Annotated in this window: 19 protein-coding genes; 1 reads left to right on the top strand and 18 read right to left on the bottom strand. The window is 46.4% G+C overall.

Going from position 1 to position 15,594, the window contains the following annotated elements:
* Positions 1-123: 123 nt before the first annotated feature.
* From spoVG to metG, 9 genes are all read right to left on the bottom strand, one after another.
* Positions 124-435: a septation regulator SpoVG gene (gene spoVG / locus ADM98_RS16915; RefSeq protein WP_053454587.1), complete on the bottom strand. Its 312-nt coding sequence runs from the start codon at positions 433-435 to the stop codon at positions 124-126.
* A 158-nt stretch (positions 436-593) separates the two neighbouring features.
* Positions 594-1,433, bottom strand: coding sequence for a pur operon repressor (purR, locus tag ADM98_RS16910; protein WP_053454586.1), 840 nt, complete (start codon positions 1,431-1,433; stop codon positions 594-596).
* Positions 1,434-1,502: 69 nt separating this feature from the next.
* Positions 1,503-2,363, bottom strand: a complete 861-nt coding sequence (ispE, locus tag ADM98_RS16905) for a 4-(cytidine 5'-diphospho)-2-C-methyl-D-erythritol kinase (protein ID WP_053454585.1) — start codon at positions 2,361-2,363, stop codon at positions 1,503-1,505.
* A 95-nt stretch (positions 2,364-2,458) separates the two neighbouring features.
* Entirely contained in the window at positions 2,459-2,698 is a 240-nt protein-coding gene (locus tag ADM98_RS16900) for a Veg family protein (RefSeq protein WP_012368950.1), read from the bottom strand.
* Positions 2,699-2,782: 84 nt separating this feature from the next.
* Positions 2,783-3,661: a 16S rRNA (adenine(1518)-N(6)/adenine(1519)-N(6))-dimethyltransferase RsmA gene (gene rsmA / locus ADM98_RS16895; protein ID WP_053454584.1), complete on the bottom strand. Its 879-nt coding sequence runs from the start codon at positions 3,659-3,661 to the stop codon at positions 2,783-2,785.
* Positions 3,658-4,215, bottom strand: coding sequence for a ribonuclease M5 (rnmV, locus tag ADM98_RS16890; protein WP_023466539.1), 558 nt, complete (start codon positions 4,213-4,215; stop codon positions 3,658-3,660). Before rnmV ends, rsmA begins: the two co-directional genes overlap by 4 nt.
* A gap of 66 nt (positions 4,216-4,281) precedes the next feature.
* Positions 4,282-5,553 (bottom strand): 3D domain-containing protein, encoded by a 1,272-nt coding sequence (locus ADM98_RS17700; RefSeq protein ID WP_053454583.1) that lies wholly within the window; start codon positions 5,551-5,553, stop codon positions 4,282-4,284.
* Positions 5,550-6,317, bottom strand: coding sequence for a TatD family hydrolase (locus ADM98_RS16880; RefSeq protein WP_023466535.1), 768 nt, complete (start codon positions 6,315-6,317; stop codon positions 5,550-5,552). The genes ADM98_RS17700 and ADM98_RS16880 overlap by 4 nt, the downstream gene beginning before the upstream one ends.
* Before the next feature lie 59 nt (positions 6,318-6,376).
* Positions 6,377-8,356, bottom strand: coding sequence for a methionine--tRNA ligase (gene metG, locus ADM98_RS16875; RefSeq protein WP_268760732.1), 1,980 nt, complete (start codon positions 8,354-8,356; stop codon positions 6,377-6,379).
* A 324-nt stretch (positions 8,357-8,680) separates the two neighbouring features.
* Here metG and ADM98_RS16870 point away from each other — a divergent pair, with 324 nt between their 5' ends.
* Positions 8,681-8,977 carry an AbrB/MazE/SpoVT family DNA-binding domain-containing protein gene (locus tag ADM98_RS16870; protein WP_023466531.1) on the top strand — a complete coding sequence of 99 codons (297 nt, stop codon included), beginning with the start codon at positions 8,681-8,683 and terminating at the stop codon, positions 8,975-8,977.
* Positions 8,978-9,012: 35 nt separating this feature from the next.
* Here ADM98_RS16870 and rsmI read toward each other — a convergent pair whose 3' ends face one another.
* The 9 genes from rsmI to ADM98_RS16825 are packed head-to-tail and all read right to left on the bottom strand — an operon-like array spanning position 9,013 to position 15,470.
* Positions 9,013-9,870 carry a 16S rRNA (cytidine(1402)-2'-O)-methyltransferase gene (gene rsmI / locus ADM98_RS16865; protein WP_053454581.1) on the bottom strand — a complete coding sequence of 286 codons (858 nt, stop codon included), beginning with the start codon at positions 9,868-9,870 and terminating at the stop codon, positions 9,013-9,015.
* Complete coding sequence (locus ADM98_RS16860) at positions 9,867-10,121, bottom strand: GIY-YIG nuclease family protein (RefSeq protein ID WP_053454580.1); 255 nt, start codon at positions 10,119-10,121, stop codon at positions 9,867-9,869. Before ADM98_RS16860 ends, rsmI begins: the two co-directional genes overlap by 4 nt.
* Positions 10,114-10,851 carry a tRNA1(Val) (adenine(37)-N6)-methyltransferase gene (locus tag ADM98_RS16855; protein ID WP_053454579.1) on the bottom strand — a complete coding sequence of 246 codons (738 nt, stop codon included), beginning with the start codon at positions 10,849-10,851 and terminating at the stop codon, positions 10,114-10,116. The genes ADM98_RS16860 and ADM98_RS16855 overlap by 8 nt, the downstream gene beginning before the upstream one ends.
* A 51-nt stretch (positions 10,852-10,902) precedes the next feature.
* Positions 10,903-11,253, bottom strand: coding sequence for a DNA replication initiation control protein YabA (gene yabA, locus ADM98_RS16850; RefSeq protein WP_119182633.1), 351 nt, complete (start codon positions 11,251-11,253; stop codon positions 10,903-10,905).
* 8 nt (positions 11,254-11,261) lie between these two features.
* Positions 11,262-12,092 carry a PSP1 domain-containing protein gene (locus ADM98_RS16845; RefSeq protein ID WP_029343044.1) on the bottom strand — a complete coding sequence of 277 codons (831 nt, stop codon included), beginning with the start codon at positions 12,090-12,092 and terminating at the stop codon, positions 11,262-11,264.
* A gap of 6 nt (positions 12,093-12,098) precedes the next feature.
* Entirely contained in the window at positions 12,099-13,091 is a 993-nt protein-coding gene (locus ADM98_RS16840; RefSeq protein ID WP_053454578.1) for a DNA polymerase, read from the bottom strand.
* Positions 13,091-13,420 carry a cyclic-di-AMP receptor gene (locus tag ADM98_RS16835; protein ID WP_023466519.1) on the bottom strand — a complete coding sequence of 110 codons (330 nt, stop codon included), beginning with the start codon at positions 13,418-13,420 and terminating at the stop codon, positions 13,091-13,093. The genes ADM98_RS16840 and ADM98_RS16835 overlap by 1 nt, the downstream gene beginning before the upstream one ends.
* Positions 13,417-14,055: a dTMP kinase gene (gene tmk, locus ADM98_RS16830; RefSeq protein ID WP_053454577.1), complete on the bottom strand. Its 639-nt coding sequence runs from the start codon at positions 14,053-14,055 to the stop codon at positions 13,417-13,419. Before tmk ends, ADM98_RS16835 begins: the two co-directional genes overlap by 4 nt.
* A complete protein-coding gene (locus ADM98_RS16825; protein ID WP_053454576.1) occupies positions 14,052-15,470 on the bottom strand; it encodes an aminotransferase class I/II-fold pyridoxal phosphate-dependent enzyme in 1,419 nt (472 codons plus the stop codon). The genes tmk and ADM98_RS16825 overlap by 4 nt, the downstream gene beginning before the upstream one ends.
* Between the last annotated feature and the right edge of the window lie 124 nt (positions 15,471-15,594).

Genomic DNA, 15,594 nt, shown 5'->3' with positions numbered 1-15,594 from the left:
TAGTACACTCGTTCCAACTATAACGAAAATAGCATCGTTATTCAATGATGGGACAGAACGGAGAAGAGGAAAAAACGCGAAAAAAGACAGCTTTTCCCAAGAAGAGAAAACCTGTCTTTTTTCTTATACGTGATCTGTCGTTTGGACAGAAGAGACTTCGTATCCAATGCCTTCTTCTTGATCCTCACGGGCCGCATAGGCTTCGAGTACTGAATCTTCGACCTTTTTTCGCATTAATGCATTGATTGGATGAGCGACATCCCGGAAGATACCTTCTTGCGTTCGTTTGCTTGGCATGGCAACGAAAAGACCGCTGTTCCCTTCGATAACACGCAAATCATGTACCACGAATTCGTGGTCGAGCGTAATAGAGGCAAGTGCTTTCATTCGACCCTCTGCCACGACGCGACGAATTTTAACGTCCGTAACGTTCATTTTGTCCGCACCCCTTTAACCGTTGTCACAACTCTTCGTTGTCTACTTCTACTTACGGCTTAAAACAAATAAAGGTTTAGTCTTTCCCAATCTTTTTACGCATAATTTCCAAAAGTTTGATAATTACAGTATAGTTACAATCCATGCGACTGTCAATTTCAGGTAGTCTCGACTTCTGAGAAGTAATGGTCTACGTTGCCACGCTTGACCTGAATTTGACCAAGATCAACGTCGACGTCTGCTAATTTCATTAAGCTGACATATTCATTGACCATCTTTTTCTCAGCACCTTCTGCCTCGATCAAGACACCAACGCCTGCGACTTTTGCTTCAAACTCGCTCAAGAGACTCATCATCCCGCGAATCGTTCCGCCGGCTTTCATGAAATCATCAATCAATAAAACATTCGCTCCACGAGGTAAGCTCCGACGTGCCAGTGCCATCGTCCGGATCGCTTTTGAAGAACCCGAGACATAGTTGATACTGACCGTTGAACCTTCCGTGACGCGACTATCCGAACGCACGATGACGAACGGCACACCAAGTTGCTCTGCGACTGCATAAGCAAGCGGAATCCCTTTCGTTGCAATCGTCATGACGACATCAACTTTCTTTTGACTGAAGACAGACGCAAATACTTGCCCCATCTGTTTGACCATCTTCGGGTCCCCGAGTAAGTCTGTCAAATAGAGATATCCTCCCGGTAACAGTCGATCCGGACGTGCAACACGTTCACATAGATCGTCAATGAACGGTAACGCCTTTTTACTGCTCCACGTCGGGATGAACATGACGCCACCTGCAGCACCTGGAACAGTGACAAGGCGCCCCGTTCCCTCATGTTCTAACATCTCACTGACAATATCTAAATCTTCACTAATTGAAGATTTCGCCGATTTATAGCGCTCTGCAAAAATCGTCAATGAGACGAGATGATGGGGATGGTCAAGCAAGTACCGTGTCATGTCAACCAACCGACCACTTCTCCGAATTTTCATTTGTTTAGTTCCACCTCTCCGTAATTCCGAATATTCAATAGTGAATATATCATTTTCATACGGATATTATCAATGGTTTTCGCCTAAAAGACGAACGACGTAGACTTCATTACAAAAGCCTCGTAATCCATTATAGAGACGTTGTGCCCGATTCTCGTGTTCTGTCAGAGCAAAGACGGTTGGACCACTTCCGCTCATTAAGACACCTTCTGCACCACAACTTGCCATGAACTCCTTGATTTGCTCGACTTCCGGGTGCATCGGTAACGTAACCGATTCAAGAACGTTACCGAGTGATTGACAGATCGCTTGGAAATCTTGTTCTTTCACGGCGTCAATCATCGCTTCGACGTTCGGACGTTTTGCTGTGTTCAGGTCAAGCGCTCCGTAGACATCGGCTGTCGAAACACCGATCGTCGGTTTTGCGAGAACGACCCAGCATGGCGGTGGCGAGACAAGTTTCTCAAGTTTTTCGCCGCGACCGGTTGCGATCGCCGTTCCACCCATGACACAAAATGGCACATCGGATCCAACCGCTGCACCAACCTCCGCCAACTCTTCAAGTGTCAAGCCGAGTTGCCACAAATCGTTTAAGCCGCGTAACGTTGCTGCTGCATCACTTGATCCACCAGCTAGTCCGGCTGCGACCGGAATATGTTTTTCTAAGAAAATCTCGACCCCTGTCTTGACGTCATATTTTTCTTTTAGAATCGCCGCTGCTTTATAAGCAAGATTACGTTCATCATTCGGGACATAGGCGTGTTGGGCATTCATCCGAATTTCTCCTGACGGAAGCTCCGTCAACTCGAGACGGTCTGCCAAATCGACTGTCGTCATCACCATATGTACATCATGATAGCCGTCCGGGCGCTTTGCCGTCGCATCCAGGACTAGGTTGATTTTGGCCGGAGCCTTTACAATAATCGTCATCGTGCCGTTCCTCCTCTAGTTCGTTTCCTGTAGGAATTGTATCAACCTTTCCACAAAAAAAGAAGCGAACATTTTGTCCGCTTCGGAAGGTAAGTTTACGAATTCGCAAATTCGATTTGTACGGAGTCTGTTAGCACGTCGGCGTAGCTATAAGAAACTCGCTCGACATTGTGGCGCTCTGCGTCTAGCTTGACTACAAACACCGAAGGATACGTCTCAACGAGCGTTCCGATTCGGGTTACGACCTTTTTACGACCGCCGCTTGCTTTTAGCGTCAGTCTTTCACCAACATGTGTTTCGAAAACATGTCTGATTTCGTTCAACGTCTTTGGCATACGCTTCACCTCACTAATATTTATTATAGCATATTAAATAAATATTAGAAAGGGGAAATATTATATCTGTTCTAATCGTATCCGTCAACGTTTTTTAATTGGCAAAAGTGCATCCGCTAACTGTGCGAATTCCTGCAGGCTGAGCGTTTCTCCACGGCGACGTGGTTCAATTCCAGCTTCTAGTAATGCTTCTTCGACAGCCGCTTTTTCCGTCTTCCCGAAGTGCGTCGTCAAATTGTTCAAAATCGTTTTCCGACGTTGTGCAAAACTTGCTCGGACGATCTCAAAGAAGAGAGCCTCATCTTGTGTCTGTACCGCTGGCTCTTTTCGAATGTTCAAACGGATGACAGCCGAGTCGACATTCGGTGCTGGAATGAAGACTTGTTTTGGAACCGTAAAGCAGACTTCAGCTTCCGCATAGTACTGGATCGCAATCGACAAAGAACCGTATGCTTTCGTTCCAGGTTTTGCTCCAATCCGTTCAGCGACTTCCTTTTGAATCATCATGACAAGCGTCCGAAACGGTGCTTTCGCTTCGAGAATCCGCATGATGATTGGTGTCGTGACGTAATACGGGAGGTTCGCCACAACGGCAATATCAGTAATGCCTTCTTGCGTAAACTCCTCAGCAACGATCGTCGAAAGATCGAGTTCGAGGGCATCACCATGAATGACCTTCGTATGGGGATACGGTGAAAGCGTATCGTCAAGAATCGGTAACAACCGCTGATCGATTTCAAGAGCAACGACTTTTTTCGCCTGTTTCGCCGATTGTTCCGTCAACGATCCAATTCCCGGTCCGATCTCGAGTACGCCGCTATCAGGTGTTAACCCAGCTGCTCCAACAATATTTCCTAATACATTTAAATCGATTAAAAAGTTTTGCCCTAACGATTTTTTAAACGAAAAGCCATGTTTCGCTAAAATTTCTTTCGTCCGGTGCAATGTAGCAATGTCTTTCAAACTTCTTCCTCCTCTAGTTGTTTCAGAGCGGCTTCCCATTCTGCGCGCGTAATCCGGATTGATGCGACGCGCTTCACGAGTTGTTTCGCATTCGGTTCACCAATTGCAAGAATCTGACCGAGACGACGACGACGGATCGAGGCTGCTGGTCCACCAATCAGGTCAGCTGCTAAGATCATCTCACGTGTCACTTCCGCAACCGGTGCTTCTTCCGTCTCATAGACAGCAGCAAGCGCCTCTTCAATCGCAGCTGGTGAGGCATGTTCGACACCGATTTTCCCTCGTTTATCCTTTGCTTGAGCACGGGGAAGATAGGCATGTTTACAACCTGGCACGCGTTCATTGATCCGCGCACGGATGCGGTCTCCCGGAAAATCAGGATCCGTGAAAATAATGACACCACGACGTTCGAGTGCTTTCTCGATCCGTTGCATCGTCTGTTCATTAACGGCTGAGCCGTTCGTTTCAATTGTATCGACATCAAAGACTTCTTGTAATCGTGTCGTATCATCCCGTCCTTCGACGACAATGACTTCTTTTAAGCGTTTCCGCATGATCTCTCCACCTTCTTCAAACACTCTCGTAATTGTACCTGTTTCCACGAAAAAAACAAGGAAGCGTCACGTGTCCGCTTCCGTTGCACCAGGAATGACCCAGACTTGTAGTTGTTTTCGACCAAACGTCTTCGCTTTTTGTTCACCATCGACTAAAACGTCAATCTTATTGCCTTTAATGGCTCCACCTGTATCAAGGGCAATTGCTAGACCAATTCCTTCGACGTAGACCTTCGTTCCAAGTGGAATGACTTTCGGATCAACCGCGATGATCGGCAATCCTTGATATGAAATCGTATCGGTCACGTCATATCCTGTCGCTGTCAACGCACGACCATCGTACAAACGACTACCGTTTGAAGCTGGGTCGTTCGTATACGCTGTTGCTTCGACCATCAAACTCTTCGCACTTGAAAAATCAAGGTCCGCATCCGCTTTTGGTGTTTCAGTTAGTGGATTCGTCGCTTGCTCTTCGTTAAAGACAGGTGCTTCGGTAGATTTCTCGACTGGTTTTGTCCCCACTTTGACGACTTGTTTGACGGGTGTCTGTGTCACTTGATCACCAATCAGCTTTTTCTCTTTACTGAGACCGTCAGCGAGCGTCAATTGATACTTCTTCGTTCGGACACCTGGACGACCAGATGTCGTCACCAGTTGCTCGCCTTCCGGTAGAGTCGGGTCTTCCACCTCTTCAATCTCAAACGGGACGAGTTGATCCTGAGTCAATGTCGCACGTCGGGTCGTATTAACTGTGATCATCGTTCCTTCTGTTACACGAGTGTCCGGATCCGGTGCAACTCGGTCTTCCTTTTGGAGCCGAACGCCTTCCCGTGCTAATAATTCCCGGACTGACGTCTCATACGTATAGATTTGTCGTGCTTTTCCACCGACGACGAGATCAACGGGAAACGCTTCCCGGTACCGAACTGTCATTCCGTTCGTTAAGACAGCGTCAGATGACGGATAGATATCATCGGTATCTGCTTTCTTGATACCTCGTTCCGCAAGCAAATCCTTCACTTGGCGTGCTTGCGTTCGAACGCGACGTGACTCTCCGTACCCCATGATCAGTGTGATTTCTTTTGCCCGCTGAATGACGATTAGTCGTTTTTTCGGCAAATCGGCACTAAGCGCCGGTTCAATCACATCATTGTCCCGCGTCGTAATGCCAGCTTCTTCGAGCGCGCCATAAACGGAATTGGCTGTCGTTTCAATTTGCTGTTCTCGCCCATCAATCAAGACAGTCACGGTTTGCGGATGATCCATCATTCCGTAGATGAGTGCTGCAATAAATAATAGGCTGAATCCAATTGTTGTGAATGTCAGAGAACGCATCATGGCAAACGGAAGACTCGTTTTGCATTTTCAGTCGTTGCTGCTTCGACGTCGGCGTACATCATGCCACGTAGTTGGGCAATCTCTTCTGCGACGAATCGCACGTAGGCCGGCTCGTTACGTTTGCCACGGTGTGGTGTTGGTGTCAGGTAAGGACAATCCGTTTCAACGAGTAAACGATCGAGCGGTACTTCTTGGGCAACACGTTTTGGCATCTTCGCGTTTTTGAACGTAACAGGTCCACCAAGTGAAATGTAGAAGTTCATCGCCAGGCAACGCGGTAATAATTCAGCACTCATACTGTAGCTATGCAAAATACCACCGACTTCTTTTGCATCCTCTTCTTCGAGAATTCGTAATGTATCTTCCGTCGCTTCCCGGTTATGGATGACGATTGGCTTCTTTTTCTGCTTCGCAAGACGGATCTGCTTCCGGAAAGCTTCCTGCTGTACATCCTTCGGCGACGTATCCCAGTGATAGTCGAGACCGATTTCTCCAAGTGCGACGACTTTTTCATGGTCCATCAACCGTTCAACCTTTTGATAGGCTTCTTCATCAAAGTCAATCGAATCGACGGGATGCCAACCGATGACTGCATAGAGATCGTCATACGCTTCGACGAGTTCCATCGCACGATCAATCGTCTTATGGTCGAATCCAACGACAATCATCGGTGAAACACCGTTCGCGCGTGCTCGCTCGATTGTTTCATGGACATCGTCTGCAAATTGGTCTGCATTTAAATGGGTGTGTGTATCGATTAACATATCTATTCGACTCCTTCTTTAAAAAAATGCCTGTGACATGAAGTCCACAGGCATCGGTTTTATTTTACACTTGCGCCGTTTGCCATCGTTGATGGAACCGTCGCGAGTTCAAGTTTTCCTGCCTTTTCAGCAGCAAGGACCATTCCTTGTGAGAGTTCGCCACGTAACGTGACCGGTTTTAAGTTCGCCACGACAATGACCTTCCGTCCGACTAAATCTTCTGGCTCATACCACTGTGCGATACCTGAAACGATTTGGCGTGTTTCTTTGCCCATATCGACTTGTAACTTCAGTAGTTTTTTCGCCTTCTTGATTTTTTCAGCCGTCACAACTTCACCGACACGTAATTCGATTTGGTCAAAGACATCAATCGTCGTTTCTGGACGAACGTCTTCATCCGCCTCTTCAACTTCTTCTTCCTCGACACGCGCAGCAGAAGCTTGACGCATCATATCAACGATTGCTTCGACTTCTTCTTTAACGTCAAGACGCGGGAAGATCGGTGTAGCTGTACCGACTTTTGTTCCCGGTGTGATATCTGCGAACTTCTCAAGAGCTGCCCAGTCCATCGCTTGTCCTGAGAGACCGAGTTGCGTAAAGATTTCTTTTGGCGAACGCGTCATGAACGGTTGTAACATGATTGCGACGTGACGCAGGACGCCGACGAGATGCACCATGACCGAACCGAGTTCGACCGTTTTCGTTTCGTCTTTTGCAAGAACCCACGGTTGTGTCTCATCGATATATTTGTTTGCGCGGCTGATCAATTGCCAAATGTTCGACAGAACGACAGAGAATTCCATATGTTCCATCGATGCTTCGACTTTCGTGACTGTTTCTTTCGCAAGATCCGAGAGCGTCGCATCAAACGGTGTCACGTTGCCTGTATAAGCAGGGATCTCACCGTCAAAGTATTTCGTGACCATCGCGATTGTCCGGTTGAGTAAGTTCCCGAGATCGTTCGCTAAATCATAGTTCATACGCTCAACGAAGGCTTCTGGTGTGAACATACCGTCCGAACCGAATGGTACTTCCCGTAACAGGTAATAACGAAGCGCATCAAGACCATAACGATCCGTCAATGGAATTGGATCGACGACGTTCCCTTTTGATTTCGACATTTTTCCATCTTTCATCAACAACCAGCCGTGCGCGAAGACTTTCTTCGGTAATGGGAGGTCAAGCGCCATCAAGAGTGCCGGCCAGATGATCGTATGGAAACGAACGATTTCTTTTCCGACGAGATGAACATCTGCTGGCCAGTACTTATCAAAGTTACCATGATCGTCTGTACCGTAACCAAGTGAAGAGATATAGTTCGTCAACGCATCGATCCAGACGTAGACGACATGTTTTGGATTCGATGGGACTTGTACACCCCAGTTGAATGTCGTCCGTGAGACTGCTAAGTCTTGCAGACCTGGTTTAATGAAGTTATTGATCATCTCGTGTTTGCGTGATTCCGGCAAGATGAACGACGGATTCGCTTCGAAGTACTCAAGCAGACGGTCCGCGTATTTGCTGATCCGGAAGAAATAACATTCTTCGCGAACAAGTTCGACCGGGTGTCCACTGTCAGGACTTTTCCCGTCGACAAGTTGTGATTCTGTATAATACGTCTCATCGGGAATCGAATACCAACCTTCATATTCACCTAAGTAGATATCGCCTGATTCCAGGAGTGTCTCAAATACTTTTTCGACGACTTTCTTGTGACGTGGTTCTGTCGTCCGAATATAATCGTCGTACGAGATGTCGAGACGATCCCATAAGACTTTAATCTGCTCAACGACACCATCAACGAATGCCTGTTCCGAGATGCCCGCTTCTGCTGCTTTTTCCTGGATCTTTTGACCATGCTCATCACTACCAGTCAAATACCGGACATCAAATCCTTGAAGTCGTTTGTATCGTGCCATTGCATCTCCAGCCACCGTCGTGTATGCGTGACCGATATGTAGTTTTGCACTTGGATAATAAATTGGAGTCGTGATGTAAAATGTGTTTGCCATGTTATTCCTCCGTTCTCTGATTTCCATCTTCATTATAGGCTATTATACGCTGTTACGGGGCTGATGTCGAAACTCGTATTTTGTCGAATCAAAACATTTTTTGACATCAGACATCAAATTACAAAAAAACACACTCTATAGTTTCATTTCCTTAAAAAAGGGAAAATGTATTAATAAATCGTTTCAAATATGGGGTTTTTGAGAAATAAATGACATTTTGATTTCAAGCTATTCAGATTGGTTGACTACTTTTGGAAAGTCTAGTATTCTACATTCTATAGAAACGATGTCGAATTTTGACGATTTTTCAAAAGAAAAAGAGATCCATGACATCAAAGGAGGAACAACAAAATGAAATCAACAGGTATTGTACGTAAAGTAGACGAGCTCGGTCGTGTCGTAATTCCAATCGAATTACGCCGTACACTTCAAATCGCAGAAAAGGATGCCCTCGAGATCTATGTCGATAACGAACAGATCATCCTTAAAAAATATAAACCAAACATGACTTGCCAAGTTACAGGTGAAGTATCAGAAGATAACTTTAAATTGGCTGATGGTAAGTTGATTCTTTCACCAGATGGCGCACAACGCGTTCTCGTTGAATTAAAAGATTTCCTCGATCGTCATTACGCAAGCAACGAATAAACAACGAAGGAAGCTCCAGACGGGGCTTCCTTTTTTTAATCTGCTTCGTGAAACGCGAGGTACAATTCCTGACGATCCAGTCCGCGCTCCTTCGCCACACGCTTCAACGCCGCATTCGGCTTTTCGCCTTCTTCGATATACCGGCGGATTTGCTCGAGTGGATCACTCTCTTGGATGACCGCATCCGGTCGATCTTCGTTTGATCCTTCAACGAGAACGACGAACTCGCCCCGAACGTCTTCTGCTGCCCAAGCGCGTAATTCACTCACACTTCCACGAATGTATTCTTCATACCGTTTCGTTAATTCCCGAGCTAACGTCACGTGGCGATCACCAAGTACTTCTTCGATTCCTTGCAACATCTCTTTCAATCGATGCGGTGCTTCATAAAAGACGAGTGTTCCCTTTTCGTATTTCACTTGCTCCAACTCTTCGCGCCGTTCTTTTTTCTTCCGTGGTAAAAAGCCGTAATACAAAAAGCGTTCTGTCGATAGACCCGATGCAACAAGCGCCGTTAACGCAGCATTTGCACCCGGCAAAACGATGACAGGAATGTCGGCTGCGATCGCTTGGCGAATCAAATCACTTCCTGGGTCCGAGATACCGGGCATACCGGCGTCTGAGACGAGAGCGATTTGTTTTCCTGACTGCAAATCGGCGAGTAGTCGTTCTCCGCTCGTTTGTTTATTATGTTCATGGTAACTGACAAGTTTCGTCTCAATTGAAAAATGCCGAAATAGTTTCATCGTCTGGCGTGTATCTTCTGCTGCGACGATATCCGATTCCTGCAAGATTCGGACGGCCCGGTATGTCATGTCTTCTAAATTACCGATTGGTGTCGGGACGATATAGAGTCCTGTTCCTTGCTGTTGATAGCTACTCGTCGCTTTCATGAGCTTCCTCCTTGAATCAGCCGTTCTTTTTGTGAACGTGTTAATTGTTTAATCGCATATTCCCGCTTCATTGCCTCTGACTTCGTCGCGAATGCCTCCTGATGTACGAGCACGACCGGCAGACGGGCACGCGTATACTTTGCACCCTTGCCTGCATTATGTGTCGCAACTCGTTGCGTGACGTCCACTGCGTAACCTGTATAGTACGTATCATCTTGGCAACGGACGATATAGACCGCATGCTCAGACATCGAATAGTTCCTTCATCTGTGCGGCATACGAATTATCTGCTTCATAGACGATGAAGGGTGGAAGGACCTTCAGCCCAGGTTTTGCGTCCTTGATTCCTTCGATCAACAGCATATTCGCTTCTTTACCTGCTTTTGGATAAATCAATTGCATCCGCTTCGGTTCAAGACGATAGGTCCGCATCAAGGTAACAATATCGAGCAATCGTTCCGGACGATGGACGAACGCTGCTTTTCCGCCTTGCTTCAATAAATCAGCTGCACCGCGGATACAGTCTTCGAGCGTACATAGAACTTCATGCCTCGCGATCGTATAATGTTCACTCTGGTTTTGATTCGATGTCTCGTTTGCTAAAAAATAGGGTGGGTTACACGTGACCGCGTCATAAATCCCGTATCCGAGACGCGCTCCCGCTTCTTTCACGTCGCCTTCAATCATCTCGATTTGATCGTTCAGCTCATTCAAGTGGATGCTACGTCGTGCCATCTCCGCTAGTCGCGGTTGAATCTCAAGACCCGTGATCTGCCCTTTCGTCCGGTAAGACAAAAAGAGTGGGATCGCACCGTTTCCAGAACAGAGATCAGCAATCCGTCCCTGTTGAATTGGAACCCATGCAAACCGTGCGAGCAGTGCCGCATCGAGTGAATAGGAAAAGACGGATGGACTTTGAATGATTTTCCCTTCTTGTCCTAAGAGGTAATCAAGTCGTTCGTCTGGTAATAGTTCAAACATGTGATGCCTTCCTTTCCGAAAAAAAGACTGACTCATGTAGAAGTCAGCCTCTCAATGTTTCGTTAACATGGATAAGCAGAAGAGACAATCACCGTCTTTTCGTACTTGTCCATAATGCAAGTTACAGATGTGGAATCCTTCCTGATACAAACGTCCGAGATTATCGTAGCCTGCGCCGACGCCCGCTTCCGCTTCTTCGGCTTCCGTGACCGGCTGTTGTTCATCACGTTCGACTTTTTCCCGAAGATGATGATTTTCCAGGTACAGGTGTTGGTTTTCTTCCATCATGTAAGCTAGCTGATCTTTTAACACGCTCAGATGCTCAGTCAGCAAATGAATCTGTTGCTCAATCGCATCGACACGCGTAATGATTTCTTTTTTATCGACTCTCTCCACGCGTATGCACCCCGTTATTCTTTTGGTCGTTTTGGTTTTACGGCACCGACGGACAATAGTTCTTCCATCGAATACGTTAAGACGCGGGAACGATCTTTCAGCTCGATTTGAACGACTTGATCGAGAATGTTCAATCCAACGACGCGTCCTTCGCCTTCAGGTACCGTCAAACGTTTTCCGTAATCCGGCAAGTCACGACGCATCTCTTCATACGTATCGTTCTCGTATTTCAGACAGCACATCAACCGTCCACATACGCCTGAAATCTTCGTCGGATTCAATGAGAGATTTTGATCTTTTGCCATCTTGATCGAGACTGGCTCGAACTCACCGAGGAAAGACGAACAACATAAGACACGACCACACGGACCAATGCCTCCCAGTAACTTCGCTTCATCTCGAACACCGATTTGACGGAGTTCGATGCGCGTCCGGAAGACAGCCGCTAAATCTTTCACCAACTCACGGAAGTCGACACGTCCTTCAGCCGTGAAATAGAAGATGACCTTATTGCGGTCAAACGTGTACTCGACATCGACCAATTTCATATCGAGTTTATGTTCGCGGATTTTCTCGACACATACCGCATGCGCATCAAGCGCTGCGACTTTATTTTCGCGGACGATCATTGCATCTTTATCGTCAGCAATTCGAAGAATGGATTTCAGTGGTAACACCACATCTTCTTCGTCCATTTGTTTATCGGCGATAACCACTTCGCCATATTCAATGCCCCGTACCGTCTCAACGATGACTGCTTGTCCTCGTGATAATGACTCTTGTCCAGGTGCAAAATAATAAATTTTGCCCGCTTCTTTAAAGCGAACGCCTACTACTTCTAGCATGTCGCTCTACCCTTTCTGTAAGTCAAACATGAGACGCTCAACTGTTAATTGGGGATTAACATTCGCTTCGACCCGTCGGACTGCAGCAAGCACAGCTTGCAACCAGCGGGTGATCGTCGTCTGGCTCTTGGATCCCATCTGTTCAAGTTGGGGTTTACTATTCGTATAGGTCATACCTTCCCACGCCGGATTCAGTTTCAGACGTAAGACATCCTCGAAGAAACAAGTGACGAGTTCAAGACCGATTCGGACATCCTGACGGTTCTTGAATTGTCCCATCCATTTCTCTTGTACGAACAGCGGTAAATCAGCCGGACGATTCGCTAATTCCTCCATCAATTGTAACACTGACGCTCGCGCATTTACAAACCAGTCTTCGAGCAATGCTTCTTCCGCATCCTCGACTTTTGGATAGACGCGAGCCGCAAGTTGCGTCAACTCGTGGTCCCGTCCCGTTTTCTCAGATAAAACAGCTCCAATCATTTGACGATCCGCTGGGCGAAAACTTAATAACTGTCCCCGCGATCGAATCGTCGGCAAAAGAAGTTGAGGTTGGTTCGTCAATAATAAGGCAACTTTCCCTTCACCTGGCTCCTCAAAGAACTTCAGCAAGCTGTTTGCTGCCTGAGGTGTCATCTTATGCGATTGAGTAATAACATAAATTTGACGATCTCCTTCGAGTCCTCGGAGTGAGAGATCATGCATCAATTGCTGAATCTGTTCTTTTTTGATGGTTGCGCCATCTGGTTCGATTTCATAATAATCGACCAAGTTACCACTTTCCATCCGCCGACAGCTACGACAGACACCACATGGCTCTACATCGACCGGCGCCTCACAAAAAAGGCTCTTTGCGAACAAGTGAGCCGCTTCAAGTAGAAGCGGCTCATAGTCTCCGGTGAAGATATAAGCGTGATTGATTCGGTCGTTACGTAACGAGTTTTGAAGAATCGTCGAAATGACCGATTGTGTCTGCTCTAGTTCATGAAACGTCTGCATTAGAATTGATGAAACCCTTCAATTGGTAAGACGAAGACCGTCGCCCCACCGACTTGGACTTCAACAGGATACGGGATATAAGAATCCGCATGACCACCCATGGGCGAAATCGGAGATACCATCTGTTCACGACTCGAACAATTCTTTTTAATCAATCGTAAAAGATCGTCAAGACGTTCACTTTGAACACCAATCATGAACGTCGTATTCCCTTCTTTTAGGAAACCACCTGTCGTTGCCAGTTTTGTCGCTCGGAAATCATGCTCGACAAGTGCTTCCGCCAAACGCAGGCTATCTTTATCTTGAACAATCGTAATGACCATTTTCATGAGAATCTCTCCCTTTCTTTTAAATACGTCATGACATCTTCCACTAATTCCAGATGAATCGTTTCAATCGATCGATTAGCTTGTACGATCTGTACCCGTTCCGAGTCAGACGCAGCAATCTGTTGAAAGCCTTCATAGACACGGGCACGAAACGCATCGTCTCGTTGCTCGATTCGATCAAGTGCTCCCCGATCCATCATTCGTTTTTTAGAATCCGAGACTTTTAAATCAAATAGATATGTCCGGTCTGGCGCTAATCCGCCTGTTGCAGAAGCATTGATTTGACGGACAAGATCAATCGGGTGCCCGAGACCATATCCTTGATAAGCAAGTGATGCATCCACGAATCGATCACATAAGACAATCTTTCCAGCTTCTAATGCTGGTCGAATCAATTCTTCGACATGTTGAGCGCGAGACGCTGCATACAATAGAATTTCCGTCATCTCTGTCATCTCTTCAAAAACAGGATTTAGAATCAACGAACGAATTTCGTTCCCAACACGTGTGCCACCTGGTTCTCGTGTTGTCATGACGTTATATCCCTTTTCCTTTAACACCTCGCCAAGCAATTGCAGTTGTGTCGTTTTACCGGCACCATCCGGTCCTTCGACAGTAATGAACGTACCTTTCATACTTCAAACCCTTCCTCTATGACGCGTAACGCTCCGTGTTGCAATTGTTCGCCCCCTTGCAAATGAACGGCTACGGTTTGATAATGTCGTAAACGTAATACCTGTTCCGCCGTGATGCACTCTCCTCTGACGATTAACGGGATGCCTGGCGGGTACGGAATAATCGTTTCTAGTGAAACGTGACCGATACACTCATCCAGATGACGGAACGTACCTGTTGCTTGTTCTAACTGTTCATAAGAACAAGCTAAAGCAGATACCTGTATTTTACCCATAATTGATTGCTCGATATACCTTTTCGAGGGAATTCCTTCTAATTTCATATTTTGAATAGCTCGTTCGACGCGATTTATCCAGTCCTCCTGCTCAGTCTTTGACAAACGACGTAGTGGCAAAATACATACGACATGATCTCCTAGGGCAAACTCTGCATCGAGCTGGACCATTCGTAACGCTTGTAACAAAGCGTCTCCTGTATATCCTTCATACGTTAGTGTCATCCGTGACCAATCGTCAAAACGAATGACTGTTAGATGGTCGAAGCGTTGAAGTTTCTGTACAAACGCATCGTGACTACTCTGAATATCTGACATGATTTCAACTGTCCACTGTTCTCGATAGAAACGTGCGTAATCTAACGAAGCCATTAGTAAATAAGAAGGACTCGATGTTTGAAACGCTTGTAGCGCGCGCTTTAACCTTCTTCTCATGTCTTCCGTAAATCGTTCGTGCATCCACGCTCCCATTGTCAGAGCGGGAAGTGTTTTATGAGCAGACTGAACGACGGCAGTTGCGCCTAGTTCAAAAGCAGAGCGAACACCAAACGAATTTCCAAAATGAGCGCCGTGTGCTTCATCCACTAGCAAAGGAATACCAAATGACATCGTTAACTCAATCAGCGATGCAATATCAGCTGCTTCTCCGTAATACGTTGGAGAGGTTATAAAAACGCCAACCCCTCCTGGATATTTCGTAAACGCTTCCTTTAATGTTTCACGTGAAACATGCCCGCTAATTCCTGTTTCCTCATGAATGTCAGGTTCAAGAAATATTGGTTCAATACCGAGCCATTCCAACGCATTAAAAACGGATTTGTGCGAATTACGCTGTACATAAACGCGCTCTCCTCTTGTTGCTGTAGCTGCAAGCATCGCCCAGTTCCCAACAGTAGAGCCATTTACGAGAAAATAACTTGCTTGTGCATTATAAACCTGTCGCAATAAAGAAACCGCATCAGCTATGGCTTCTTCTGGATGATGAAAATCATCTAGACCCGGTAATTCTGTAACATCCCATTTAAAAAAGTCTGGCAAAGATGTCAGTGTTCCATTTTTATGTCCAGGAACATGCCATGAGATCGGCGTTCGATCTAAGTGACGCTGAAGTGCATGTACAATAGGAAGTTCGCGTTTCATGAAAACACTCCTTTTTCATCTAAAATGATTACACAAAAAGACCGACCTGCAATCTGCAGATCGGTCAAGTGCCTGGCAACGTCCTATCCTCACAGGGGGAAGCCCCCAACTACTTTCGGCGTTC

The sequence above is a fragment of the Exiguobacterium sp. BMC-KP genome, from assembly GCF_001275385.1.
In the GTDB taxonomy this organism is placed as follows: domain Bacteria; phylum Bacillota; class Bacilli; order Exiguobacteriales; family Exiguobacteriaceae; genus Exiguobacterium_A.
This window is presented reverse-complemented; position numbering and strand designations above follow the sequence as displayed.